Consider the following 24,713-nt stretch of genomic DNA (forward strand, 5'->3'; position numbering starts at 1 on the left):
TCCCCCATGCCCGCCGTGCGCGGAAAATTGACGGCCAATGCGCCGCTCGCGCCATTGTTGTGGTTCAAAACGGGCGGCAGGGCAGACCAATTGTTCGAGCCCAAGGACGCCGATGATCTGGCCGATTTCCTAGCGGCCTTGAACCCCAATGTGCCGATTTTGGCGCTGGGTTTGGGGTCGAATATGATCGTGCGGGATGGCGGATTTGCGGGTGTTGTCATTCGATTGGGCAAGGCCTTTGCCAAGGTTGAACGGCTGGATGATCTGACGCTGGCGTGCGGCGGCGGGGCGTCGGGAATTTTGGTGTCGTCCACCGCGCGCGATGCGGGCATTGCGGGGCTGGAGTTTCTACGATCGATACCGGGCACCGTTGGCGGCTTTGTGCGGATGAATGGCGGCGCTTATGGGCGCGAAGTCAAAGACATATTGATCGATTGTGATGTGGTTTTGCGCGACGGATCGCGCCAGACGATGACGCTGGATGCCTTGGCCTATCGCTATCGCCACAGCGATTTGCCCGAAGGAGCGGTGGTTGTGCAGGCCCGTTTTCGCGGTGTTTCCGGAAATAGTGTTGATATTCAGGCGGAAATGGACCGTATCTCCGCCAGCCGTGAAGCATCGCAACCGCTGCGCAGCAAGACGGGCGGATCGACCTTTAAAAACCCCGATGGCCACAAAGCATGGCAATTGGTCGACGAAGCGGGCTGTCGAGGCTTGATGATCGGCGGCGCGCAGGTTAGTGAAAAACATACGAATTTTCTGATCAACACCGGAGCCGCAACCAGCGCGGACATTGAGGCGCTGGGCGAAGAGGTGCGGCGCCGCGTATTAGCGAACAGCGGTGTGGACTTGCATTGGGAAATTCAGCGCATTGGCCGCAATGGCGATGCAGGGTCGGATAAGAAAGTGGAGCAAGGCGCATGAGCCGTGGACCGTGGCATGTTGCTGTATTAATGGGTGGCCCGTCGTCGGAGCGCGAGGTGTCGCTGAACAGCGGCAAGGGCGTGGCCGATGCGTTGGAAAGCCGTGGGCACCGCGTCACCCGCATTGATCTGGACAAGGATGTGGCGCTAAAACTGTCCGCTGCCCAGCCGGATGTGGTGTTTAACGCGCTGCATGGTGTGCCGGGCGAAGATGGCACGGTGCAGGGCATGTTGGACCTGATGGGCCTGCCTTATACGCACAGCGGTTTGGTGACATCGGTCATCGCCATTGACAAGGAATTGACTAAGCAGGCCTTGGTGCCGCATGGCATTCCGATGCCGGTCGGCAAAATTGTGGCCTGTGAAACGCTGTATGACGGCGACCCATTGCCGCGCCCCTATGTGCTAAAACCCGTCAATGAAGGATCGTCGATGGGCGTCGCCATTGTGCGCGATGACAGCAATTATGGATCGCCCATCGCCCGTGATGCCGTGGGGCCGTGGCAGTTATTTCCCAGCTTGCTTGCCGAGCCCTTTATTAAGGGCCGCGAATTGACCGTTGGCGTGATGGGCCATGAAGCCATGGGCGTGACCGAATTGCAGGTAAAGTCTGGCTTTTATGATTATGACGCCAAATATACCGCTGGCCTGACGCAGCATATTTGCCCCGCGCAAATTCCCGCTGACATTGCCGAGCGGATGAAGCAATTGGCCGTGCAGGCTCATGCGCTGTTGGGTTGCAAGGGCGTGTCGCGTTCTGACTTTCGTTGGGATGACGAGCATGGCCTTGACGGTATTTTCTTGCTGGAGGTCAACACACAGCCTGGTATGACGCCATTGTCACTGGTCCCCGAACAGGCGGCGGCCAATGGCATGGACTATGCCGAGTTGGTTGAACGGATTGTGGAAGAAGCCCTAAGCCTTTCTGAAAGTCGATCAGAGGTTTGCCAATGAGCAGCACGCGCATCAAGCGCGGCAAAACCCCACCCAAGCGTCCATCGCGTGCGCCGAAAAAACGAAAGAGCGTCCAAAAATCAGCGCTGAATATGGCGCTGAATCGCTTGCCGATCAGTGCGCGTCATTTGCAGAAAATCGCCACCTTCATCATGGGGACTTTGTTCCTAGTGGTTGTCATTGCCGTCATGCAAGTGACAGGCATCAATGCGAAAATTGGTGAATCTTGGGCCGAGTTGGTGGCGCGTGCTGGATTTGAGGTGAAAAAGGTCGAGGTGGTGGGTGCAGACCGGATCAATCGGTCCAACGTCTATGATATTGCGCTCAGCCAAAAAGAGCGGTCGATGGCGTCGGTCGATCTGGAAGAATTGCGGTCCGACCTGATGCGCTATGGCTGGATCAAGGATGCGCGGGTATCGCGCCGCCTGCCGGACACTTTGGTGATCGACATTGTCGAACGAACCCCTGCGGCCATTTGGCAAAATGCGGGGCGTTTGTCGTTGATCGACGAGGAAGGCGTGGTGTTGGAAGCAGTGACCGTGTCGACCATGCCCGATCTGCCATTGGTGATTGGGCCAAATGCCAATATGCGCTCGCAAGACCTCAGCCGTTTGATGGCGGAGGCCAGCAGCCTGCGCGAATTGATGGCGGGGGCGACATGGGTTGGCAATCGCCGTTGGGATTTGCGGTTCCGCAGCGGAGAGACCCTGTCTTTGCCAGAGGGCGAAGAGGATGCCAAATTGGCTTTGGCAAAATTTGCGCATCTGGACGGGGCCAATCGTTTGCTGGGACGCGGCATATTACGCTTTGACATGCGCGACCCAAGCCGCTTTGTTCTGCGTCTGCCCCAAGAAGGGCAGGTCACAGCCGCCGTGTTGGAGGACGCACGCATAGCCGCCGAGGCTTTGAGCGAAGCCCAAGCGGCGGGTACGGCGGCGGGAACCGGTGGGCCAGCAAGCACCGGTCCGGCTGTGGAAGCGCAATTGGCCGAAGAGGGGTAAGGCAAAGTGGCAGCGCCGCGGATTGAAAAAATCATCACCGCTTTGGATGTTGGGTCATGGAAAGTTTGCGCGCTGATTGCGGGGCAAACCGCCGATGGACAATTGCATGTTTTGGGCACGGGGCAACGGCAAAGCCGCGGCTTGCAGCGCGGGCGCGTCGTGGACATGGAACATGCCGAGCAAGTGGTGCGCGAGGCGATTGAGCAAGCCGAGCGTATTGCGGGACTGAACATTGATGATGTTTGGGTGGCCTGTTCGGCGGCGGGGCTGAGCAGCCAGTCCTTGCCAGTCGAGATTGATCTGAGCGGCGAGCAAATTGAGCCGGATGATGTCGACCAATTGCTGGAACTGGGCCGCGCCCATATGGACCCTGGCACGCAGATGATTTTGCACGCCCAGCCTGCGCTTTATACGCTGGACGGCCTACATGGTGTGCGCAATCCGGTGGGGCTTCATGCTGATCGTTTGGGTGTCGATATTAATATTGTGATGGCCGACGGGTCGCCGGTCCGCAATTTGGAAGGCGCGGTACGGCAGGCGCATTTGGATGTGAACGCCGTGGTGGCGTCGCCTGTTGCGGCGGGATTATCCTGTTTGACCGAAGAAGAGCGCGACTTGGGTGTGGCGTTGATTGAAATTGGCGCGTCGGTGACGACCATCTCGCTGTATATCGGTGGGATGTTGGCGATGTTGACGACATTGCCGGTCGGCGCGGGCGATATTACCGATGATATCGCATCGGCCTTTGGCGTGCGGCGCAGCGTGGCCCAGCGCCTGCAAAGCTTTTACGGGTCGGCCAACGCCAGCCCGCGCGACAATATTGAAATGATCGATCTGGACGCCAATGCCCCAGCGGGCAGCGATTCGCCGCGCATTACCCGTGCGCAATTGGTCGGCGTAATCCGCGAACGGTTAAACAAAATGATGGATGAGATCGGTAAGGCGCTGAAAGAAATGCACTTTACTGGTCCTGTTGGACGCCAAGTGGTGTTGGTTGGCGGCGGTGCGGACCTGAAGGGCATGGCTGATTATACCCAAAGCGCGCTGGGGCGTGCGGTTCGTGTTGGCCGCCCCCAAGGCTTGATCGGTTTGCCAGAAGCGCATGCAGGCCCTGCCTTTGCGACCTTGGCGGGGCTGGTTTTATATGCGGCATCGGGCGCAGTAGATTTGCGGGATTTGTCGTTGAATTCGCCCGACGTTTATCGGCCAAGGGGGCAGGGGCTGATCAACCGTTTCCTAGCTGCGTTGAAAAGCAGCTTTTGATCGCGCTTTTGCCGCATTGGTCAAATTTTTAGGATGATATTGGGTTCAATATCGTGCATTGCAGTGATTGAAATCCGAACGGTTTCTGTCATCGTTCGAAACTGATCGCAGGCTGAGTTTGGCGGCATGACGAGCCGCCGCAGGGAGAATGTTAGATGAGCATCAATTTGGGCCCGCCGACGGTCGACGAACTGAAGCCGCGCATTGCGGTGATCGGTGTCGGCGGCGGCGGTGGTAATGCCATCGCCAACATGATCGCGGCCCAAGTTCAAGGGGTCGACTTCATTGTGGCCAACACCGACGCACAGGCGCTGAATGCATCGCCTGCTGAACGTCGTATTCAATTGGGCACTGTGGCGACGCAGGGCTTGGGTGCTGGTGCGCAGCCGGAAATGGGCCGTGCTGCCGCCGAAGAAAGCATCGCCGAAGTCGAAGCCGCGCTGAACGGCGCGCATATGTGCTTTATCGCCGCTGGTATGGGCGGCGGCACCGGCACGGGTGCGGCGCCGGTCATCGCCAAGGCGGCACGTGATCGCGGCATTTTGACCGTTGGCGTTGTGACCAAGCCTTTCAGCTTTGAAGGCAATCGCCGGATGCGTTCGGCGGATGCGGGCATTGCCGAACTGCAAGAACATGTCGATACGCTGATCGTCATTCCGAACCAAAATCTGTTTCTGATTGCCACCCCCAACACAACCTTCAAAGAAGCCTTTGTGATGGCGGACGAAGTGTTGCAGCAAGGCGTTCGCGGTATCACCGACCTGATGGTCATGCCCGGCCTGATCAACCTCGACTTTGCCGACGTTCGCAGCGTGATGCGCGAAATGGGCAAGGCGATGATGGGCACCGGCGAAGCAGAGGGCGATGGCCGCGCTTTGGAAGCCGCGCAAAAGGCCATTGCCAATCCGTTGCTGGATGGCGTGTCGATGGCGGGTGCCAAGGGCGTGATTGTTTCCATCGTGGGCGGTGATGATATGCGCCTGATGGAAGTGGACGAAGCCGCCAACCACATCCGCAATTTGGTGGACCCAGATGCCAACATCATTTGGGGCAGCGCGTTCAACGAAGATTTGCAAGGCAAAATCCGCGTGTCGGTGGTGGCCACTGGCATAGAAGGCGATGCGGACGGCGTGGCCCCTGCGGCTGCCGCCGCGCCGCGCGGTTTCTCTTTCCAACCGGGCCGTGCGACCAGTGCGCCGATTGCCCCTGTTGCGGCCGCCGCTGCTGCTGCGCCTGCGCCCACCGCGCCGGTTGCGCCAGCATCTGCACCAACCCCCGCGCCCGAAGCCCATGCTGCCCCCGTAGCGACACCGGACTTGGTGTTGGAAGAACCCTTGGCTGCTCCGGCGTCGGCTTCGGTTTCGGCACCGCAAAGCGGACATGCGGGCTTTGGTCAGGTTGCGGCTGTTGAAGAGCCGATGGAACTGACACAGGCTGTTGCTCAGCCGGTTCCGGTATATGATGATATGACGGGTGAACTGCTGCTTGGCGGTGCGCCGGTGGAAACACCATTTTCGCTGAACAGCCCTGCGGCGCCAGCACCAGCGGCGTCGACTGCACCAGCCGAACAGGCACCGGCATCGACAGCGGCCCCTGCCGAGGTTCGTCGTCCCATTGGCGGCGGTACTTTGTTTGAACGTATGTCGCGCTTGTCGCGTGGCTCGTCGGCCATCGAGACGCCCGATGCACCAGCGCCGCACAGCGGGGATATGCCGCGTTTTCTGAACCGTCAGAACAACCAGAAATAAGCGATAGCAAGCGGGGCCGTTCGTGCGGCCCCGCTGGCGCTCTGGCGCTTATATGCGAAATTCAAAACAGGCTTTTTGATCGACCGCCATTTCGGGCACGGCGGACTGGCAACAGGATGACATATGCCCATGCGGACGAAAAATAGGAAAATTACGGTGGATCAGCGCGCATTTTTGGGTCGCGCATGGCCGGCGGCTTTGTTGATGATGGGCGCGGTTGCGGGCGTGTCAGCCACCCCTGCGGCGGCGTTTCAAGCCAGCCAGACCGACGCCGCTACCAAGGCCGCGATGGAAAAACGGGCGGCCGCTCGAACCCTGCTGACCTCGGCGCTAAGCCGGATTGCCGCCAATGGCAATAATGCCGCGGCTTTGTTGGACGCAGGCAAAGCGTCGATGGCGCTGGACGATTATCGCGCCGCCTTGGGTTTTTTGTTGCGTGCCGAACAAAATTCCCCGCGTGATGGCGCGGTGAAGGCCGCGCTGGGCACCGCCATGGTGCATCAAGAAAACCCCCAGCGGGCCTTGGATTATTTTGGTGAGGCGCAATTGCTGCGCACGCCGGAGCGTTTATTTGTCGCCGACCGTGCCTTGGCGCATGATTTGCTGGGCCAAGTGGACGCGGCGCAGCGGGATTATGCCTTGGCGCTGACACAGGTGCGCGACGACGAAATCGTCCGCCGCTATGCTTTGTCCTTGGGCATGGGCGGCCAACCGGACCGTGCGGTGGAATTGCTGACGCCCTTGTTGGAACAACAAGACCGCAGCGCATGGCGCACGCGGGCGATGGTGTTGGCGATGAATGGCCGCCAAGCCGAAGCCAAGAAAATTATCGACGCCACTTTGCCGCCAGCCTTGGCGCAAAATATCTGGCCTTATGTAGAACAGATGGACCGCTTGACGCCGGCCCAGCAAGCCGCAGCTGCCCATTTTGGCCGCTTCCCGTCGGGCCCCTTGGGACCAAAGCGTGCGCCGGTTCAAATGGCCGCCGCGACGCCCGTGGCGGCACCCGCCACCAAAGGCAGCGCGGCTGCGCGTCCGGGGCGTAGCGGAACACGGGCCGCGACGAACAGCGCCAGCAATACCGTAGCGGCGCAAACGGCACAGCGGGCGGCCCAACAAACCGCCGCCCAACAAACAGCCGCGCAGCAAGCAGCCGCGCAGGCCCATAGCCAGCCTGCGCCCGCCGCCACCAACGGTCCGATCTTCACGTCGACATCGACCGTACTGCCATCGGCTTCAGGTGCGACTGCGGCTGTTGCTGCGCCGGTGGCCGCGACGCCGACGGTTGCGCCGCCGGCATCCTCAACGCGCAGTGTCAGCCTGCCTGATCCGGTTCGTGTGGCCGGAAATAATGTATCGGGGGACCGTGGGCCAAGCTCAACGGTGCGGGACATGACAGCTGCCGCCGCCACAGCAGATGCGGCGCGATCACGCGTGCAAAATGTGGTGCAAGCACAAACATCGCCTGCGGCAACGCGGCAAGCGGCGGTTTCTGGCCCTGTCGATAGCGAAGCTACCCGCGCGGTTGTGACCGCGCCGCCGCCGGCCAGCGCGGCTTTGCGCCCGCCACCACCACCCGCATCGGTACCGAGCCAAGATGCGCCCTTGGCGGCCATGGCGTCGCTGAGTGATATTGTCGGGTCGCTGGAAATTCCCGCCGAGGAAATGGCCCGTTCGCAAAATGCCCTGAGCGCCGATGTCTTGGCCCGCGTGCGCGAGGAAGGCCGGCGTGCGGAAATGGAGGCTGCGGCCAAAGCCCGCGAAGAAGCGGCCCGTGCGCGCGCCGAAGCCGCCGCCAAAGCGCGGGCGGATGCTGCTGCCAAGGCCAAAGCGGACGCCGAAGCCAAAGCTAAGGCCGAAGCCGAAGCCAAAGCGCGCGAGGAGGCCGCCAAAAAGCGCGCCAACCCATCGCGCATTTGGGTGCAAATTGGGTCGGGTTCCAATGTCGGTGCTTTGGGCTTTACCTATGACCGCTATGCCAAGAAACATGGCGATTTGTTCAAAGGCGTTAAGGGCGGGCATAGTGAATGGGGCCGCACCCGCCGTTTGTTGGCGGGGCCGTTTAACAATCGCGCCGCTGCCCAGCGTTTTCTGGACAGCTTCAAGGCCGCTGAGGGTGACGGCTTTGTCTTTACCAGCGCATCGGGCGAAGAGGTCGAGTGGGTGCAATGAGCCTGCGCGCCCTTGCCAGTGATCCGAGCCAGTCCAAGGGACGGCGCTTTGGTGAGCAGGGGGGCGTGGTGCGCGGCCCGCGTGACCTGTTTCAGCGCGACCGTGACCGGATTATCCACAGCATCGCCTTTCGCCGTTTGCGCCACAAAACACAGGTTTTTGTGGCGCCAGACGGCGACCATTGCCGTGTCCGTCTGACACACAGTATCGAGGTGGCGCAAATTGGGCGCGGCATAGCGCGGGTGTTGGGATTGAACGAGGATCTGACCGAGGCGCTGTGTCTGGCCCATGATATTGGGCATCCACCCTTTGGCCATGCGGGCGAAGAGGCGCTGAAAAAGGCGATGATGGCGCATGGCGGATTTGACCATAATGGCCATACGCTGCGCACGCTGGCCCATTTGGAATCGCCCTATCCCTTGTTTGACGGGCTGAATCTGTGCTGGGAAACACTGGAGGGGTTGGCCAAACATAATGGCCCCGTGCGCCATCCTGGCTGGGCACTGCGCCAGATGGATGAGGAATTTCCGTTGGACCTGCAGCGTCACAGCAGTTTGGAAGCGCAAGTTGCCGCCGTTGCGGATGATATTGCCTATGATAATCATGACATAGACGATGGGCTGCGCGCCGGATTGTTAACGTTGGACCAATTGATGGAACAGCCATTTGTGGCCGCCAATTACCGCGCGGTTGAGGCGCGATACCCCCATGCCCCCCAAGATCGTTTGCTACGCGAATTGGTGCGCGACCAAATTGGCGTGATGATTAACGATGTGATCGCTTCGACGCTGGCGAACAGCAAGGCAGCGGGCGTCGAAAATTGCGAGGATGTGCGCGGGGCGGGAAAAACGCTGGCGGGTTTCTCGTCCGAATTGGCTGCCGAGGAACGCAAATTAAAGCGGTTCATGTATGCCAACCTCTATCACCACCCCGAACAATTGGCGGCAGCGGATGCGGCGGAAACCGTGGTGACGGCGCTGTTCGAAGCCTATCGTCACGATCCCCAATTGATGGGGGCGGATTGGGCGGCGCGGGTGCCGGATGACGAACAAGGCAAGGTCCGCCATATTGGAGACTTTATCGCCGGTATGACCGACCGATTTGCCATTGACCGCTTTGCGGAAATTCATGGCCGCGATAAGGTGCCGGACGCCATTCGCCACGCCTAGGGACCAGTCCTTGTGACACTCCGTCCTTGGTCGGCGATGCAGCATATTGTGGCATGGCGATAGGGGAAGGGGATAGCGATGATGGCAGAGCCCAAAATATTGCTGATTGGGGCCACCGGAATGGTGGGCGAAGCGGTGCTGGAACAAGCGCTACGGGCGGGTTTATCCCTAAGCTATTTGGCGCGGCGCGCGGCGGTGAACGGCGCGGGGCACAGCGCGACTATCGCGGACAGTTCCGATTGGCCCCAGCATATCGCTGCGATACAGCCGGATATCATCTTGTCGGCCTTGGGCAGCACGATGAAGCAAGCGGGCAGCCGCGATGCCTTTCGGGCGATGGATTATGACATCCAAATCCAGGCAGCGCGGGCGGCCAAGACCGCAGGGGCGCGGCAGATGGACTTGGTGTCCGCCGTCGGGGCATCAGCGGCGGCGCGCAATTTTTATCTGAAAACCAAAGGCGAGCTAGAGCGCGACGTGGCGGCGCTGGGGTTCGACCGTTTGGATATTTTGCGTCCTGGCCTGTTGCTGGGCGACCGTAAAGGGCCGCGCCGTTGGGGGGAGGGCGTGATGATGACGGCTGCACCCTTGTTCGACCATCTGATGATCGGGCGTCTTGCCCGCTATCGGTCCGTGCACGCGACAGATGTGGCGGTGGCGATGCTGCATGTGGCCCGCCAAAGCGATGGTGGGCAATTCCGATATGATAGCGATCAGATTGGCCACCTCTCTGATTGACTTTGCAGCGCGCCGCCGCCAAGGCTGCGCTTGTTCGTCGGGTCTGGTAACGGATTCGACCAACCGCGCGGGAGAGCGTGGGCCTTTGCTAAAGAAAGGCTCGCCACCGAAGGAGCAACCGCCCCGGAAACTCTCAGGTGCCAAGGACCGCGCCATGTTGGAACGAACACTCTGGAAAGCGTTTTGGCCTATTTGGCCGAAACCACCGAAGGGGTAATCCCCCAGCCTTCGCTCGGCTGGTGGTGAGAAACTCTCAGGTTCCCGTGACAGAGGGGGCATGGATGAAACTGCGGCGTCATGCTGTGGGTAAACCATGTCTGCACGGGAATATCGAGAATGAGCGACCATAACCAGATTCAAGACGAAGCCACAGAAGACGCTGGCACCCCAGAGGTTTTGGCCCTACCGCTGGACGCGTGGCACCGTGCCCATGGTGCGCGCATGGTGGAGTTTGCTGGCTATCATATGCCCATTCAGTTTGAGGGCATTATGGCGGAGCATAGCTGGACCCGCGAACAAGCGGGCTTGTTTGACGTCAGCCATATGGGTCAACTGAGCCTGACGCTGGATGACGGCAGCGATTATGTGCAAGACGAAGGTGCCGAAGCCCCGACCGCCAAGCCGATGACGGCTGAGGAAGTGGCAGAGGTTGCCAAGGCGCTCGAAGCGCTGGTCCCCGGTGATATCGTCGGCCTGAAGGCTGGCCGGATGCGCTATTCGATGTTCTTGAACGAAGAAGGCGGCATTTTGGATGATCTGATGATCACCAACAGCGGCACCAGCATTGATATTGTCGTCAACGGCGCGGTGAAGTGGGAAGATATCGGCCATTTGCGCGAATATCTGCCTGACAATATCGTTCTAAATCATAAGGATGATTTCGGCCTGCTGGCGCTGCAAGGCCCCAAGGCGGCGACGGCGTTGGCGCGGTTGTTGCCGGACGCTGCGACCATGGTGTTCATGGAATATCGCAGCCTGAATTGGCAGGGACATGCGCTGGGCGTCAGCCGTTCGGGCTATACCGGCGAAGATGGTTTTGAAATTTCGATTCCCACGGATGTGCTAGAAGAATTTGCCGATGCTTTGTTGGCGATGGACGAGGTGAAGCCCATCGGCCTTGGCGCGCGCGACAGCCTGCGTCTGGAAGCGGGCTTGCCGCTTTATGGTCATGACTTGGACGAAGTGACCACCCCGATTGAAGCGGATTTGGGCTTTGCCATTGCCAAACGTCGCCGCGAAGAAGGCGGCTTTTTGGGCGATGATGTGGTGCTGGGCCAATATGCCAATGGCGCAGCGCGCAAGCGGGTTGGCCTGCGCGTTGATGGAAAATTACCGGTGCGCGAAGGGGCGCCCTTGTTCGATGGCGATCAGGAGGTCGGAACCGTGACCTCTGGCGGTTTTGCGCCCAGCGTGGGTGCGCCCATCGCGATGGCCTACGTCGCCGCACCATATGCTGATTTGGGTACGGCCTTGACCGCCGAAGTGCGCGGCAAGCGCATAGCGGTCACCACCGCGCCTATCCCCTTTGTTCCCCATAAATATGTCCGTAAAACAGGAGCCTGAATGATGGCACGTTATTTCACCGAAGAACATGAATGGCTGGATGTTGACGGCGATACCGTCACGGTGGGCATTACTGATTTCGCCCAAGGCCAATTGGGCGACATTGTGTTTGTGGAATTGCCCGCCGTGGGTTTGGATTTGACGCAGGGCGGTGACGCCGCTGTGGTGGAATCGGTCAAGGCCGCCAGCGACATTTATGCCCCCGTTGACGGTACGGTCAGCGAAGCGAATGACGCATTGGACGCCGACCCTGCCTTGGCGAACAGCGACCCCGAGGGTGAGGGTTGGTTTTTCCGCATGAGCCTGGGCGATGCGTCGCAGCTAGGCGGGTTGATGGACGCCGCAGCCTATAAAAATTTCTGTGATAATCTGTAACAGATGATCGCGCCGCCCGCCAATCCGAAGCAGGAAGGCGGGCGGTTTGCCAATAGATACGCCGCCCAAGCGGCGAATATTTAACGGGATAGCGGGGGAGTAGCCCCATGCTTTCCCGAACCCCTAGCTGCAAGCTCGCGGCGCAATGGCGCGGGTGATAAGGAGTGAAGAGATGCGCTACCTTCCGCTGACACCCGACGACCGCACCAAAATGCTGGCGAAAATCGGTGCTGCTAGCATTGACGATCTGTTTGTGGATGTGCCCGCCGAGGCGCGCCTAAACGGTCCGATTGCCGATTTGCCCGCCCATGCCAGCGAATTGGCCGTCGAACGCCATATGGCCGCACTGGCCCGCCAAAACCGCGCAGCGGGTGACGGCCCGTTCTTTTTGGGCGCGGGGGCTTACCGCCACCATGTGCCCGCCAGCGTCGATCATTTGATCCAGCGCGGCGAATTTCTGACCGCTTATACCCCTTATCAGCCCGAAATCGCACAGGGCACGCTGCAAATGTTGTTTGAATTTCAAACACAAGTGGCGCGCTTGTTCGGTATGGATGTCGCCAATGCGTCCATGTATGACGGCTCGACCGCTTGCTGGGAAGCCGTGGTCATGGCCCGCCGCATCACCAAGCGGAATAAGGCGCTGTTTTCGAACGGTGTTCACCCCCATTACCGTAGCGTGGCGCGCACCATGGCCCATTATACGGGCGATGTGGTGGTGGATAGCGACCCTGAATTGAACGCCGCCAGCGACTGGGCCGAATTGGCCGCCAGCGTTGACAAAGACACAAGCTGTGTCGTCGTGCAATATCCCGATATTTTGGGCCGCATCGACGATATGACCGCCTTGTCAGCGGCTTGTGCGCAAAATGGTGCTTTGTTGATCGCGGTGGTGACGGAACCTGTGGCGCTGGGGCTGATCAAGTCGCCAGGCGAAATGGGCGCGGATATTGTGGTTGGCGAAGGGCAGAGCTTGGGCGTTGGCCTGCAATTTGGCGGGCCCTATGTCGGCCTGTTTGCTTGCCGCCAAAAATATGTGCGGCAAATGCCGGGCCGTTTGTGCGGCGAAACGGTCGACGCCAATGGTAAACGCGGTTTTGTGCTGACCCTGTCGACGCGCGAACAGCATATCCGCCGCGAAAAAGCGACCAGCAATATTTGCACCAACGCTGGGTTGTGCGCGTTGGCGTTCAGCATCCACATGACCTTGCTGGGGGAAGCGGGGCTGCGTCAATTGGCGGCGATCAACCATGGCCGCGCCAAAAAAGCGGCGGCGGCTTTGGCGGCTGTGCCCAATGTGACCGTGTTGAACAGCGGATATTTCAACGAATTCACCATCATTTTGCCGACGGACGCCCGCAGTTTGGTGCACCGCATGGCAGAGCGCGGTGTGTTGGCGGGTGTGTCGATGGGCCGTCTGTATCCGGACAATGATGCGCTGGCCAATGGCTTGGTGGTGGCGGTCACGGAAACGGTGACCGAGGATGATATTGCTGCCTTTGCCAAGGCACTGACGGAGGAACTGGCATGAGCACGCTGAACCCCGCCGGATGGCGTCCCGAAATGACCAGTGGTGAAGCAGGGGCGGGCGGTGTGCCCGCGACCTTTACCGGCAACCGCGCTTTGATGCTGGAAGAACCGCTGATTTTTGAAATTGGCACCCGCGAGACCACGGGCGTCGATTTTGACGAAGTGGCCGAAGATTTTGACTTGGGCCCTCTGACGCGCAGCGCGCCGATCGGGCTGGCTGGCCTGTCGGAATCGGAAACGGTACGTCATTATACGCGTCTGTCGCGGCAAAATTATGCGATTGACCTTGGGCTGTTCCCGCTGGGTAGCTGCACCATGAAGCATAATCCGCGCTTGAATGAAAAAGTGGCGCGCATGGCGGGCTTTGGGGATGTGCATCCGCTGCAACCCCAAGAAACGGTGCAAGGCGCGTTGGCGGTTATTCATGAACTGGCCGACTGGTTGGTCAAGCTGACCGGTATGGCGTCGGTCGCTATGTCGCCCAAGGCGGGCGCGCATGGCGAATTATGCGGCATTTTGTGCATTAAGGCAGCCTTGGAAGCACGGGGCGAAGACCGGCGCGTGTTGCTGGTCCCCGAAAGCGCGCATGGCACCAACCCCGCTACTGCTGCCTTTGCGGGTTTCACGGTCGAGGGTATCCCCGCGACCAGCGAAGGCCGTGTGGACAGCGATGCGCTGATCGCGCGCCTTGGCCCCGATGTGGCGGGCGTGATGATCACCAACCCCAACACCTGCGGTCTGTTTGAACGGGATATGAAGAAAATATCCGACGCCGTTCATGCGGCGGGTGGCTATGTTTATTGCGATGGCGCGAATTTTAACGCCATTGTGGGCCGTGTGCGCCCCGGTGACTTGGGCGTTGATGCGATGCACATCAATTTGCACAAAACATTTTCGACGCCCCATGGCGGTGGTGGTCCCGGTTCGGGTCCGGTCGTACTGTCGGCGGCGCTGGCCCCTTATGCGCCCTTGCCAGTCGTCAAGCCCGTCGATGGCAAGCTGCGTTTGGTCGAAGAAGAAAATGCCGCGGATCATCAGCCCGACAGCTTTGGCCGCATGACGGCGTTTCATGGCCAAATGGGCATGTTCACCCGCGCGCTGACCTATATCCTCAGCCACGGGTCGGACGGCTTGCGTCAGGTGGCCGAAGATGCGGTGTTGAACGCCAATTATGTGCTCCGCAGTCTGGACGATGTGCTGGAAGCGCCCTTTGGCGCATCGGGTCCGTGCATGCACGAAGCCTTGTTCAGCGATCGCGGCTTGGCGGACGGTTTCAGCACCAATGACATCGCCAAGGGTTTGATTGACGAGGGGTATCACCCGATGACCGTCTATTTCCCGCTGGTGGTTCATGGCGCGATGTTGGTCGAACCAACGGAAACGGAATCGCTGGACGTGCTGGACCAATTTATTGGAGCGCTGCGCAGCTTGGCCATTCGCGCCAAGCAGGGCGATGAAGCGTTGAAAACGGCGCCGCATTTCGCCCCGCGGGCGCGGCTGGATGAAACGCTGGCCGCGCGGAAACCTGTGCTGAGCTGGCAGGGCGAATAAGCCCGCATAAAATAGATTAAAATGGGCCGCGACACACAATATGTCGCGGCCCCTTTTTATATCTGGATCAGATGCGGTTGATATCCACCGCCAATCGTTGATTAGGCGGTAATCACATGAATGCTTAGCGCCGCGCCGCCATTGGCAATGGCCAGCAAATGATCGACATTGGGATGAGCACCTGGGCGGTTTTTGGCGTCAGCGGTGTGTTCGGCGAAAATCTGTAATCCATGGGTGGCCGCTTCGGCGTTGAGCGTGGGGAAGGTCTGCGCCAAATATTGATAGACGGCCAAAGAGCCTTGCTTGCCCGCTTCATTGGGGATGCTGGCAACCGTGCCGCCTTGTGCATCCATCAGGTCGATGCGCAGCACACCGTCGATGCTGGGCAATTGCACGAGATTTTCTTTAAAGATTGCGCTGGCTTGGATCATGACGGCTCTTTCAACAGAGAAGGGACAGAATTTGGGCGGCGCTGTACCAGCAAAGGGCGCAGGCAGCTATAGTGGCCGGACGGGCCATGGATATTATTGTACGGATAGCTGCATTCGCTCTTTGCAATCTGTGTCATGTGCGTCAGGGATAGACCCTGTTTTGCATCAGGGGCCAATATGAACTGGGAAACGATATTCACCATTGCCAATGTTTGGGCCATGATCGGTTGGCTGGCCTTGGCCTTTGCCCCGCGCAAGCCGCAGGTTTTGGCGTTGATCCTATATCTGTCGGTATTTCTGCTCTGCTTGGCCTATGCCATTTTGCTGGGGATGTTGCTGGGCGGATGGACGGACGCGGGTTCTGCGTCGGGTGGCAGTTTCACGACCTTGGCTGGGGTGATGGCCTTATTTTCTGGTCAGGCGGCGATGTTGCTGGGCTGGGTGCATTATCTGGCCTTTGATCTGTTTGTCGGCATGTGGATTGCACGGGACGCAGACCAAAAGGGTTTTGGCCGTGCTGTACAATGGCCCATTTTATTCCTGACCTTGATGGCGGGGCCGTTGGGCCTGTTGATTTGGTTGATCGTGCGCGACCGCCGCGCGCGGCAACTTAGCAACGCGGCACGCTGAGCGACGCCATGAAGCGATATGCCCCCGCGGCCCAGCGCAATATCGGTCCCATTGCTGATGTCTTGGCCCACTGGTTGCCGCCCAGCGGATTGGTGCTGGAAGTGGCCAGCGGTTCGGGCGAACATGGGCTGGCCTTTGCGCGGCAATTTTCGGACCTGCAATGGCAGCCCACCGACCCAGATGAAGCCGCACGGGCATCCATTGCGGCGTGGCAAAAGGAGGAGGGGCGCGAGAATTTTCTGCCGCCCATGGCGTTGGACGCCGCCAGTGGGCACTGGCCCGTGATCCATGCCGATGCCGTGTTGGCGATCAACATGGTGCATATCAGCCCTTGGGCAGCGACACTGGGCTTGTTTGCAGGGGCGGGACGCCTGTTGGGCATTGGCGGGGCATTAATTCTTTATGGCCCATATTTGGAAGCGGGCGTCGAAACCGCACCTAGCAATCTGGCGTTCGACCAATCTTTGAAGGCGCGCAACAAGCAATGGGGACTGCGCCATGTGGATGACATGCGCGCCGCTGCCGTAGCGGAAGATTTTGTTCTGGACGCACGGCAGGCGATGCCAGCGAATAATCTGATGTTGCTGTTTCGCAAAATCACCTGATGAAGTGGGCCTCATTGGCCGACAATAAAGTACTGCTATTATTGGCAGGGTGTCGGCATCGATGCTTTAAACATCGTCTATCATTCGATAGCCTCATGCAAAATTGCACGAATATGATGCGATTCGAGGGAGAGAATGATGGCGCAAAGCATTGATGAACTGTTCACATTTGATGAACATCTCAACTATTGGGCGAAAGAACGACCCGATGGCATTGCGATGCGCGAAGGCGAGCATATCATTAGCTATGGTGAATTGGATGATCGTACGGCGCGCTTTGCGTCAGCATTGATTGCCAAGGGCCTGAAAAAAGGCGATCGGATTGCATGGATCGGCAAAAATGCCGCCCTCTATTTCACCATGTTTTACGGCGCGGCGCGGGCTGGCATCGTAATGTCCCCCATTGGTTGGCGTTTGGCCCCGACGGAATGGGCCTATATTTTGAACGATACCGCCGCCAAGATTGTTTTTACGGGCGAGGGTTTTGACGATGCAGCCGCCCAACTGACGGGCAAGCTGGAACATAATCCCGAAATTATTGGCCCTGCCGAGGCGGAACGATTAATCAGCGAAACGCCGCGGGTGGCCTTTGAACCTGCCACCATCGATGAAGCTGTGCTACAGCTTTATACGTCGGGCACCACCGGTAACCCCAAAGGCGCGGTGCTGTGCAATCGCAATCTGTTTGGACTGCGGAAATATAGCAAAGATTTGGATCTTCCTTATACGAAATGGGAAGATGATGAAGCGGTGATGGTGGCCATGCCATGCGCCCATATTGGCGGAACCGGACTGGGTGTGATGGCGCTGGGTTCTGGCTTGCCTGGGGTGGTTCTGCCGGAATTTACGCCGGACGCGGTTTTCGACGCGGTGGAAAAATATGGCGTTACCCGATTTTTCATTGTTCCGGCCGCGCTGCACATGTTGCTGCTGCATCCGCGCTGCAAGTCTGTGGATTACAGCCGATTGAAATATATTTTGTACGGCGCGGCGCCCATTCCGTTGGAATTGCTGCGTCAATGTATGCAGGTTTTCGGCGCTGAATTTATTCAAGCCTATGGCATGACGGAAACCACCGGCACCATTTGCATGCTACCCCCCGAAGATCATGACCCCAATGGCAATAAGCGCATGCGTTCTGCGGGCAAGCCATTGCCGGGCGTTGAAATTCGGATTTTGGGCGGCGATGGCGAAGAGGTGCCGCAGGGCGAAGTAGGTGAGGTTGTCACGCGTTCGACCAACAATATGTTGGGATATTGGAACCTGCCGGATGCCACGAAAAACACCATGACCAAGGACGGCTGGATCCATACCGGCGATGCCGGTTATATGGATGAAGACGGATATTTATATATCCATGACCGCGTGAAAGACATGATCATTTCAGGCGGCGAAAATGTCTATCCTGCCGAAGTGGAAAGCGCCATTTACGGGCATCCTGCGGTGCAAGAGGTCGCGGTCATTGGTATTCCCGATGAAAAATGGGGCGAAACGGTCAAGGCCGTGGTGGTTCCCAAGCCGGGGATGAGCGTCGACGAGGCGGATGTGATTGCATGGGCGCGCGAACGTATTGCTCCGTTCAAAGCACCGCGCAGCATCGACGTGATCGCGGAATTGCCCCGCAACGCCAGCGGCAAGATTTTGAGGAAGGACCTGCGCGCTCCCTATTGGGAAGGTTATGAGCGCATGGTCAATTAACGGATAGAAGCCATGACACAAAATGATATGGACGCCTTTCGCGCCGAAGTGCGCGATTGGCTGGCAGAAAACTTGCCCGCCGCATCGCGCAAAGCGGCTAGTCTCGCGACCAGTGTTTTCATCGAAAAGCCTTATTCTTTGGCATGGCAACAGATATTGCATGCCAAGGGATGGGCCGCACCGCATTGGCCAAAGGAATATGGCGGCACGGGTTGGAACGACACCCAGCGCCATATTTTCGACAGCGAATGCGCCGCGGCTGGCGCGCCCAGCCTGTCGCCAATGGGGCTGAAGATGGTCGCCCCCGTCATCATGCGTTTTGGCACGCCGGAACAAAAAGCTTATTATCTGCCCCGCATTTTGTCGGGCGAGGATTATTGGTGCCAAGGATATTCGGAACCGCAATCGGGTTCGGACTTGGCCAGCCTGTCGCTGCGCGCCGACAAGGATGGCGATGATTATGTGCTGAATGGCTCGAAAATTTGGACCACTCATGCCCATTATGCCAATCGCATGTTTTGTTTGGTGCGCACGAACCGTGATGGTCGGCCCCAACAAGGTATTACCTTCCTGTTGTTGGATATGGACACGCCCGGCATCACCGTGCGCCCCATCCTGACCTTGTCGGACGATCATGATTTTAATCAGGTGTTTTTCGACAATGTGCGCGTGCCGCAATCGGGCCGCGTCGGCGAAGAAGATCAGGGTTGGGGCGTCGCCAAATATTTGTTGGAATTTGAACGGTCTGCGGCTTATGCGGCCGGATTGAAAAATGGTTTGGACCGCTTGGCCCAGCACGCCTTGGCGCAAGATTTAGGGGATGGGCAGACCTTGCTGGATGACCCTTCCATTCGCCAGCTATTTGCACGGTTATATAATGATGTGGCGACCATCGAGGCGGGTGAGAAAAAGATGATGGCTGCCATCGCGCGTGGGCGCAGCCCTGGACCGGCATCGTCGATGCTGAAGGTCAAGGGCACGGAGACGCAGCAGGCGATACAGGAATTGGCGTTGATCGTGGCGGGACCATATGCTGCGCCCCACCAGATTGAAGCCCGCACCATCGGCAGCAACACGGAATTTGTTGGGCCTGAAGACGATCTGACGGCGTCTGCGCGCTATTTTAACGGTCGGGCGTCGACCATCTATGGCGGGTCGAATGAAATTCAGCGCAATATTATGGCAAAACTGATTTTGGGGCTGTGATGGCCGACGACCGATGGCGCTGACGGTCCATCATGCGGGGCGGCGCAGGATATGATGGGCGGCGGGGTGAAATCCGCCGCTTATTTTTATGGGCTTATGCCTTTTGGCGCAGACGTGCGCGGGCAAAGGCGGGGCGGGCCTTGCATCGTTCCAACCATGCAAGCGTGGCGTCGCCGAGCACATCATGGGCGTTTAGGGTTTCCGCCAAAAATGCGGCATAGCCAATGGCGATGTCGGCGGCGGTGAAGCGGCCGGCAACTAACCATTCGCGGCCATCGGCTAGCGCGGCTTCGATGCTTTTGGCGCGGCCAGCGAAAAAGGCTTTATAGTCAGCCGCGGCTTGGGGCAGGCGGCGTTCGGGAACCTCCACCTGTGTATAGCGGATCATCACCGCCAAGGGAAAGGTTAGCGTCGCATCGCTGCGGTGCATCCAATTGCGATAGAGCCAATAATCCGCTTCATGGGGCGCAACGTCCAGCGGCGTGTTTTGCACAATGCGTTCCACAATCGCGCCGGATTCGGTCAGGGTTAGGCCATTTTCGACCCATGCCGGAACGGTCATCAGCGGATTGACGGCGCGATATTCCGGCGCAAAGGCGCGGGGCGGAAAGGGCAAATTGTGCAATGTCACATCCATGCCCACTTCCTCGACCGCCCATAAGCATCGCAGCGACCGTGCGTCGGGACAGTGATAGAGGATGGGCTGGGTCATGCTGTGATATCCTTTGGCCGCTGAACCTGACGTCGATGTTCGCGCCATGCAATGAACAATCCGCTGAATATGATGATGGGCGCACCAATCCATGTCGTTTCGGCTGGGACCGTACCGAATATATACCAACCCAGCGCAATGGCCCATAACAGCGCGCTATAATCCATCGGCAACACCACCGATACTGGCGCAAGTCGCAGCGCCCCCGTCAGCGACATTTGCACAACCGCGCCGGTCAGCCCCAATCCGGCAATCAGCAGCCATTGTTCGGCGCTGTGCGACGTGTAAACAAAGGGCAGGGCCAGCCCCAAGGGCAGCATCGACATCAAGCTGAAATAAAAAACGATGGTCGACGCATTTTCGGTGCGGCCCAAATCGCGAATGGCGATGCTGATCAAGGCCGTGGTGATAGCACCGGTAATGGCAATCATTGTGCCCAATCCGTGACGCCCGCTAAAACCATCGGCAAAGCTGTTGCTGGGGTCCAGCACGATGAGCACGCCAATAAAGCCCAGCAAAACGGCGCTCCACCGCTGCCACCGGATTTTCTCGCCCAGCAATATGGCCGCAAAAATCACTGCGAAAATGGGAACGGACAGGTTGATGGTCGTCGCCTCGGCCATGGGTAGAAAGATCATGGCGAGAAAATTGCAGGCCATGCCGGTCAAGCCCATCGCTGTACGGCGCATGTGCGAACCGATGCGCTGGGTTCGCAACGTATGAAAGCCTGCGAATCTCCAAATCCAAACCAACAGGAAGGGAAGCACCAATGCTTGCCGCCAGAACAGGCTTTCCAATACATGAACGCCGCTTTGGTCCAATAATTTTACGATCACGAACATGATCGATAGGCTGAGCATCGCCAGCAGGCGCAGGGCAATTCCGCCTAGATAATTGGGAGATGTTCCCTCTATTTCCGCCGCCATGTGGCTGTTGTTCGAACCGTTTTTGCTCATATATGATCGGCATATCAGGCAGATATTTTCATGCAAGCTGTCAAAGCACTTGCCACATGCCAACAAGGGCGGTAGAGGCCCAATCCGGCTTAGGGGCATAGCTCAGCTGGTAGAGCATCGGTCTCCAAAACCGAGGGCCGCGGGTTCGAATCCTGCTGCCCCTGCCATTGTTTTCAATGGTTAAGCCATATAACGAAAAGGGTTGAGCTTCGGCTCCCCTTTTCGAATTATCCTTTTATTTGGTGGTCATAGCGACATATTACCATGCATATGGTGATGCTGATCTTGCTGGCTTTTGCTACGGATGATGTGCGGCCAGAAATCGGCGTCGTCCATATTTTATTCGATAATATTTGAATATCGGCCCTGACCCATGCAAAGCGATGGGCACAAACAGCCGCGCATGAACGCGGCCATCGTGGGAGTAGGGACGCTGTTCGATACATTGACGCTTGCCGCTTTGCCGCCGGAAGACGAGGCTATTCGGCCAGCCATTCGCCAATTGATTGCCGACGCCATTGCCGATTTACCCAGCGACCGAAGAGCGCGGTCTTGGGCGGGCTTTGATGCCGCATTTAGCCGGAAATTGGGCGAGGCCGGATTTCTGGGGCTGACCTTGCCCAAAGCTTATGGCGGGCAGGAGCGCGGACCCTTTGCGCGATTTGTGGTGGTCGAAGAATTGCTGAGCGCGGGCGCACCTGTCGCCGCCCATTGGATTGCCGACCGTCAGAGCGCCCCGCTGATCCTGAATTTCGGCACCGAAGAACAGCGCCAATTTTACATCCCCCGCATTTGCCGCGGGGAGTTTTTCTTTTGTATCGGCATGAGCGAGCCCAATTCGGGTTCCGACCTAGCGAGTGTGCGGACCCGCGCTGAGCGGACGGACGCCGGTTGGCGGGTGAATGGCCAGAAAATCTGGACCACCAATGCCATGTACAGCGATTATATGATCGCCTTGCTGCGAACATCCGGCAGCGCGGATGACCGGCACAGCGGCTTGTCGCAATTGATCATCGACCTGAAGGCCCCCGGCGTGACAGTCCGGCCTATCATGGATTTGGCGGGGGACAGCCATTTTGCCGAAGTGTTTTTCGACAATGTGGATTTGCCCGCCGACGCGTTGATTGGCGCGGAAGGGGATGGGTGGCGGCAAGTGACCGCCGAACTGGCCTTTGAGCGCAGCGGACCGGAACGTATTTATTCCAGCATCATCTTGCTCGACGCATGGATTGCGCATCTGCGCCATGTTGGCCGCAAGGACAGCGCCACGCTGGATTTGGTGGGCAATTTCACCGCAAGGCTGGCGACACTGCGCGCCATGTCCATTGCATGTACGGCGCGCTTGGCGGCCGGTGACAGTCCGGTGGTGGAGGCTTCTTTGGTGAAGGATTTGGGCACCAGTTTTGAACAAGAATTGCCCATTGCCATTGGTGCAGACCTTGCGGCTTGGCCAGATGAGGTGGTGAGCGACGATCTGCACCGCACGCTGGCCTATATCACCCATTTGGCGCCCAGTTTCTCGCTGCGCGGCGGAACGCGGGAGATTTTGCGTGGAATTTTGGCACGGGGAATGGGGTTAAGATAATGAACGCAGCAGAATTTATCGAACCCTTTGCCCGTTTGATGGACGAAGTGATGACGCCAGCGGCCGTGCGCGCGGCGGAACGGGGCGGGGATATCAGCAGCCTGTGGCAGATGGTGCAGGAATCGGGATATTTGGACGCGTTGGTCAGCGAAGAGGCGGGCGGTGCCGGTCTGGACTTGGGCGTGGTCCATGGCCTGTGGCAGATATTGGGCCGCCGCGCCGTGCCCCTGCCGATTGGGGAGACGATGCTGGCCCGTGCATTATTGAGCATGGCGGGGCAGGATGCGCCCGATGGACCGATTGTGCTGGCGGTCATGACAGGCAATGCGCCGGTGATCGTGCCTTTGGGGCAAATAGCACAGCATGTGCTGGTCGAAAATGCGGCCGGATTGACTCTGTATAGTGCGGCGTCTGGCGCGCCGCAGGGCACGGGCATATATGGTGATTTGTCGGCGCGTTTCCAATGGGACGCCGTCAGCGGGAATAGTTTCGCCAAGCCAGAGGCGGGGCTGCGCGCCTATGCTGCTTTACTGCGTGCGGCGATGATAGCGGGCGCGGCGGATGAGTTGGTGCAGCGCACCGCCGATTATGCCGCGCAGCGCGTGCAATTTGGCAAGCCCATTGGCCGGCAACAGGCGTTGCAGCAAAATCTGGCGGTGATGGCAGAGCATGCCGTTGCGGCGCGTTTGGCATCGCAATTGGGCTGTGCGGGCGGTCTGCCAATATCGCCGGCAGCGGCGGCGACCGCCAAATCTGTCGCCAGCCATGCGGCGGCCTTGGTGGCCAACACCGCCCATGCGGTGCATGGCGCGATTGGCATTAGCGAGGAATATGACCTGCAATTGCTGACCCGCCGTTTGCATGAATGGCGATTGGCGGATGGGTCGGAAAATTATTGGAACCGGATTTTGGGCGCGCAGCGTTTGGCATCCGCTGCGGCGTCGGTGGACTTTGTGCGCTCTGCCTTGCCCTGTGCTGCGCGCTGATGTGACAGGCGATCAGGTTTAGGATAAGGGCGGGCGGGGCATCAGCCGAACCCGCCCTTATGATATGCACAGGCCATGAAGAAAAAACGATATTTGACGGCGACGATGGCCGATGGTTATATGAAAACCATTGGCCCGACGAGCCATGATTTCAGCCATTATTGGCGGATTATTGCCTTGTTGGGAAATGGCAAGACCGAGGTGTTCTGGGGCCATAGCCGCAATTTGGCCGAGGCGAAAAAGAAGAAAATCGCTGCTGAAGAAGCGTGCAAAATGCGCGGGTGGCAAAGCTATGAATTGGAAATTGTCGAATTGGTTGAAACGCGGGCCTGAGCATGCGGGTTTAAGCATATCTGGACTAGCGGCGCGCATCTCGGGCGCAAGGCGCTGGTCGGTGCTGTCCTTATTTTGCTTGTTTTGGGGCATGTTCTGCCGATATAGGCCCAGTAAAAGAGGCCACGTCCTCGCCCAGCTATTCGCGCGGGTTTGAAGTCCGGGACGGCCCGGCAGCTTGAGAAGGAAGCTGCATCATGGCTTGGGTCTATTTGATTATCGCGGGTGTTTTGGAAATTATTTGGGCATTTGCAATGAAAATGTCCGACGGCTTTTCCAAGCCCATTCCGTCGGTTGTGACGATTGTCACGATGATCGCCAGCTTTACCCTATTATCTTTGTCGATGAAGAGCCTGCCGCTGGGCACGGCTTATACCATTTGGACCGGCATTGGCGCGGTTGGGGCTTTTTTGGTGGGGATTATGGTGCTGGGCGAACAGGCGAATGCGATGCGTATTGCCGCAGCCGTGTTGATTGTCGGCGGATTGGTGATGATGAAGCTTTCATCGCCAGCCTAAGCGGGCAGGCTCGACCGGTTTTGCTAGGGTAAAGCGCGGCAATCGCTTGCCAAGTGGGGGCAGGGC

General features: G+C 58.7%; 23 protein-coding genes, 1 tRNA gene and 2 riboswitches. Of the genes, 21 read left to right on the forward strand and 3 right to left on the reverse strand.

Annotated elements, in window-relative coordinates; genetic code table 11:
- The first annotated feature begins 6 nt into the window (after positions 1-6).
- The 12 genes from murB (at position 7) to gcvPB (ending at position 14,987) form a co-directional block, all read left to right on the forward strand.
- Entirely contained in the window at positions 7-924 is a 918-nt protein-coding gene (gene murB / locus LKO31_RS12420; RefSeq protein ID WP_227691239.1) for a UDP-N-acetylmuramate dehydrogenase, read from the forward strand.
- Positions 921-1,877 carry a D-alanine--D-alanine ligase gene (locus tag LKO31_RS12425; RefSeq protein WP_227690884.1) on the forward strand — a complete coding sequence of 319 codons (957 nt, stop codon included), beginning with the start codon at positions 921-923 and terminating at the stop codon, positions 1,875-1,877. Before murB ends, LKO31_RS12425 begins: the two co-directional genes overlap by 4 nt.
- Positions 1,874-2,878, forward strand: a complete 1,005-nt coding sequence (locus tag LKO31_RS12430) for a cell division protein FtsQ/DivIB (RefSeq protein ID WP_227690885.1) — start codon at positions 1,874-1,876, stop codon at positions 2,876-2,878. The genes LKO31_RS12425 and LKO31_RS12430 overlap by 4 nt, the downstream gene beginning before the upstream one ends.
- 6 nt (positions 2,879-2,884) lie before the next feature.
- Positions 2,885-4,141, forward strand: coding sequence for a cell division protein FtsA (ftsA, locus tag LKO31_RS12435; protein WP_227690886.1), 1,257 nt, complete (start codon positions 2,885-2,887; stop codon positions 4,139-4,141).
- Positions 4,142-4,296: 155 nt separating this feature from the next.
- Positions 4,297-5,889, forward strand: coding sequence for a cell division protein FtsZ (ftsZ, locus tag LKO31_RS12440; protein ID WP_227690887.1), 1,593 nt, complete (start codon positions 4,297-4,299; stop codon positions 5,887-5,889).
- Positions 5,890-6,045: 156 nt separating this feature from the next.
- Positions 6,046-8,061: an SPOR domain-containing protein gene (locus tag LKO31_RS12445; RefSeq protein ID WP_227690888.1), complete on the forward strand. Its 2,016-nt coding sequence runs from the start codon at positions 6,046-6,048 to the stop codon at positions 8,059-8,061.
- The gene (locus LKO31_RS12450; protein ID WP_227691240.1) at positions 8,058-9,230 is read left to right on the forward strand and encodes a deoxyguanosinetriphosphate triphosphohydrolase; all 1,173 of its coding nucleotides are present in this window, start codon (positions 8,058-8,060) and stop codon (positions 9,228-9,230) included. The genes LKO31_RS12445 and LKO31_RS12450 overlap by 4 nt, the downstream gene beginning before the upstream one ends.
- Positions 9,231-9,308: 78 nt before the next feature.
- A complete protein-coding gene (locus LKO31_RS12455) occupies positions 9,309-9,968 on the forward strand; it encodes an NAD-dependent epimerase/dehydratase family protein (protein WP_227690889.1) in 660 nt (219 codons plus the stop codon).
- A 58-nt stretch (positions 9,969-10,026) separates the two neighbouring features.
- Positions 10,027-10,128: riboswitch (glycine riboswitch) on the forward strand.
- A 1-nt stretch (position 10,129) separates the two neighbouring features.
- Positions 10,130-10,248, forward strand: a riboswitch (glycine riboswitch).
- 56 nt (positions 10,249-10,304) lie between these two features.
- The gene (gcvT, locus tag LKO31_RS12460) at positions 10,305-11,531 is read left to right on the forward strand and encodes a glycine cleavage system aminomethyltransferase GcvT (RefSeq protein WP_227690890.1); all 1,227 of its coding nucleotides are present in this window, start codon (positions 10,305-10,307) and stop codon (positions 11,529-11,531) included.
- A 3-nt stretch (positions 11,532-11,534) separates the two neighbouring features.
- Positions 11,535-11,906: a glycine cleavage system protein GcvH gene (gene gcvH / locus LKO31_RS12465; protein ID WP_227691241.1), complete on the forward strand. Its 372-nt coding sequence runs from the start codon at positions 11,535-11,537 to the stop codon at positions 11,904-11,906.
- A 172-nt stretch (positions 11,907-12,078) separates the two neighbouring features.
- Positions 12,079-13,437 (forward strand): aminomethyl-transferring glycine dehydrogenase subunit GcvPA, encoded by a 1,359-nt coding sequence (gene gcvPA, locus LKO31_RS12470; RefSeq protein ID WP_227690891.1) that lies wholly within the window; start codon positions 12,079-12,081, stop codon positions 13,435-13,437.
- Positions 13,434-14,987 (forward strand): aminomethyl-transferring glycine dehydrogenase subunit GcvPB, encoded by a 1,554-nt coding sequence (gcvPB, locus tag LKO31_RS12475; protein WP_227690892.1) that lies wholly within the window; start codon positions 13,434-13,436, stop codon positions 14,985-14,987. The genes gcvPA and gcvPB overlap by 4 nt, the downstream gene beginning before the upstream one ends.
- A gap of 101 nt (positions 14,988-15,088) precedes the next feature.
- Here the strand turns inward: gcvPB and LKO31_RS12480 are convergent, their stop codons facing one another.
- Positions 15,089-15,418: a DUF2322 family protein gene (locus LKO31_RS12480; protein WP_227690893.1), complete on the reverse strand. Its 330-nt coding sequence runs from the start codon at positions 15,416-15,418 to the stop codon at positions 15,089-15,091.
- A gap of 177 nt (positions 15,419-15,595) precedes the next feature.
- Between LKO31_RS12480 and LKO31_RS12485 the strand changes: the two genes are divergently transcribed.
- From LKO31_RS12485 to LKO31_RS12500, 4 genes are all read left to right on the forward strand, one after another.
- A complete protein-coding gene (locus LKO31_RS12485; protein WP_227690894.1) occupies positions 15,596-16,048 on the forward strand; it encodes an ABA4-like family protein in 453 nt (150 codons plus the stop codon).
- 8 nt (positions 16,049-16,056) lie between these two features.
- On the forward strand, positions 16,057-16,653 hold the full coding sequence (locus LKO31_RS12490) for a DUF938 domain-containing protein (protein ID WP_227690895.1): 597 nt from the start codon (positions 16,057-16,059) through the stop codon (positions 16,651-16,653).
- A gap of 135 nt (positions 16,654-16,788) precedes the next feature.
- On the forward strand, positions 16,789-18,351 hold the full coding sequence (locus LKO31_RS12495) for a fatty acid--CoA ligase (RefSeq protein WP_320443500.1): 1,563 nt from the start codon (positions 16,789-16,791) through the stop codon (positions 18,349-18,351).
- 12 nt (positions 18,352-18,363) lie between these two features.
- Positions 18,364-19,557, forward strand: coding sequence for an acyl-CoA dehydrogenase family protein (locus LKO31_RS12500; protein WP_227690896.1), 1,194 nt, complete (start codon positions 18,364-18,366; stop codon positions 19,555-19,557).
- A 94-nt stretch (positions 19,558-19,651) separates the two neighbouring features.
- Here the strand turns inward: LKO31_RS12500 and LKO31_RS12505 are convergent, their stop codons facing one another.
- Positions 19,652-20,269: a glutathione S-transferase family protein gene (locus LKO31_RS12505; RefSeq protein WP_227690897.1), complete on the reverse strand. Its 618-nt coding sequence runs from the start codon at positions 20,267-20,269 to the stop codon at positions 19,652-19,654.
- Entirely contained in the window at positions 20,266-21,225 is a 960-nt protein-coding gene (locus tag LKO31_RS12510; protein ID WP_227690898.1) for a DMT family transporter, read from the reverse strand. The genes LKO31_RS12505 and LKO31_RS12510 overlap by 4 nt, the downstream gene beginning before the upstream one ends.
- A 91-nt stretch (positions 21,226-21,316) precedes the next feature.
- Here LKO31_RS12510 and LKO31_RS12515 point away from each other — a divergent pair.
- The 5 genes from LKO31_RS12515 to LKO31_RS12535 all read left to right on the forward strand — a co-directional run bounded on the left by LKO31_RS12515 (position 21,317) and on the right by LKO31_RS12535 (position 24,647).
- Positions 21,317-21,392, forward strand: a tRNA-Trp gene (locus tag LKO31_RS12515).
- Between the two features lie 236 nt (positions 21,393-21,628).
- Positions 21,629-22,810 carry an acyl-CoA dehydrogenase family protein gene (locus tag LKO31_RS12520; RefSeq protein WP_227690899.1) on the forward strand — a complete coding sequence of 394 codons (1,182 nt, stop codon included), beginning with the start codon at positions 21,629-21,631 and terminating at the stop codon, positions 22,808-22,810.
- On the forward strand, positions 22,810-23,796 hold the full coding sequence (locus tag LKO31_RS12525) for an acyl-CoA dehydrogenase family protein (protein ID WP_227690900.1): 987 nt from the start codon (positions 22,810-22,812) through the stop codon (positions 23,794-23,796). Before LKO31_RS12520 ends, LKO31_RS12525 begins: the two co-directional genes overlap by 1 nt.
- A gap of 75 nt (positions 23,797-23,871) precedes the next feature.
- Entirely contained in the window at positions 23,872-24,129 is a 258-nt protein-coding gene (locus tag LKO31_RS12530; RefSeq protein WP_227690901.1) for a hypothetical protein, read from the forward strand.
- Between the two features lie 197 nt (positions 24,130-24,326).
- Positions 24,327-24,647, forward strand: a complete 321-nt coding sequence (locus LKO31_RS12535) for a DMT family transporter (RefSeq protein WP_227690902.1) — start codon at positions 24,327-24,329, stop codon at positions 24,645-24,647.
- The last annotated feature ends 66 nt before the right edge of the window (positions 24,648-24,713 follow it).

Source organism: Sphingopyxis yananensis (assembly GCF_020687785.1).
Lineage (GTDB): Bacteria > Pseudomonadota > Alphaproteobacteria > Sphingomonadales > Sphingomonadaceae > Sphingopyxis > Sphingopyxis yananensis.

Coding starts and splice junctions, on each gene's coding strand:
- murB (WP_227691239.1), top strand. CDS start 7: ATGCCCGCCGTGCGCGGAAAATTGACGGCCAATGCGCCGCTCGCGCCA.
- LKO31_RS12425 (WP_227690884.1), top strand. CDS start 921: ATGAGCCGTGGACCGTGGCATGTTGCTGTATTAATGGGTGGCCCGTCG.
- LKO31_RS12430 (WP_227690885.1), top strand. CDS start 1,874: ATGAGCAGCACGCGCATCAAGCGCGGCAAAACCCCACCCAAGCGTCCA.
- ftsZ (WP_227690887.1), top strand. CDS start 4,297: ATGAGCATCAATTTGGGCCCGCCGACGGTCGACGAACTGAAGCCGCGC.
- LKO31_RS12450 (WP_227691240.1), top strand. CDS start 8,058: ATGAGCCTGCGCGCCCTTGCCAGTGATCCGAGCCAGTCCAAGGGACGG.
- LKO31_RS12455 (WP_227690889.1), top strand. CDS start 9,309: ATGATGGCAGAGCCCAAAATATTGCTGATTGGGGCCACCGGAATGGTG.
- gcvT (WP_227690890.1), top strand. CDS start 10,305: ATGAGCGACCATAACCAGATTCAAGACGAAGCCACAGAAGACGCTGGC.
- gcvH (WP_227691241.1), top strand. CDS start 11,535: ATGGCACGTTATTTCACCGAAGAACATGAATGGCTGGATGTTGACGGC.
- gcvPA (WP_227690891.1), top strand. CDS start 12,079: ATGCGCTACCTTCCGCTGACACCCGACGACCGCACCAAAATGCTGGCG.
- gcvPB (WP_227690892.1), top strand. CDS start 13,434: ATGAGCACGCTGAACCCCGCCGGATGGCGTCCCGAAATGACCAGTGGT.
- LKO31_RS12480 (WP_227690893.1), bottom strand. CDS start 15,418: ATGATCCAAGCCAGCGCAATCTTTAAAGAAAATCTCGTGCAATTGCCC.
- LKO31_RS12485 (WP_227690894.1), top strand. CDS start 15,596: ATGAACTGGGAAACGATATTCACCATTGCCAATGTTTGGGCCATGATC.
- LKO31_RS12490 (WP_227690895.1), top strand. CDS start 16,057: ATGAAGCGATATGCCCCCGCGGCCCAGCGCAATATCGGTCCCATTGCT.
- LKO31_RS12495 (WP_320443500.1), top strand. CDS start 16,789: ATGATGGCGCAAAGCATTGATGAACTGTTCACATTTGATGAACATCTC.
- LKO31_RS12500 (WP_227690896.1), top strand. CDS start 18,364: ATGACACAAAATGATATGGACGCCTTTCGCGCCGAAGTGCGCGATTGG.
- LKO31_RS12505 (WP_227690897.1), bottom strand. CDS start 20,269: ATGACCCAGCCCATCCTCTATCACTGTCCCGACGCACGGTCGCTGCGA.
- LKO31_RS12510 (WP_227690898.1), bottom strand. CDS start 21,225: ATGAGCAAAAACGGTTCGAACAACAGCCACATGGCGGCGGAAATAGAG.
- LKO31_RS12520 (WP_227690899.1), top strand. CDS start 21,629: ATGAACGCGGCCATCGTGGGAGTAGGGACGCTGTTCGATACATTGACG.
- LKO31_RS12525 (WP_227690900.1), top strand. CDS start 22,810: ATGAACGCAGCAGAATTTATCGAACCCTTTGCCCGTTTGATGGACGAA.
- LKO31_RS12530 (WP_227690901.1), top strand. CDS start 23,872: ATGAAGAAAAAACGATATTTGACGGCGACGATGGCCGATGGTTATATG.
- LKO31_RS12535 (WP_227690902.1), top strand. CDS start 24,327: ATGGCTTGGGTCTATTTGATTATCGCGGGTGTTTTGGAAATTATTTGG.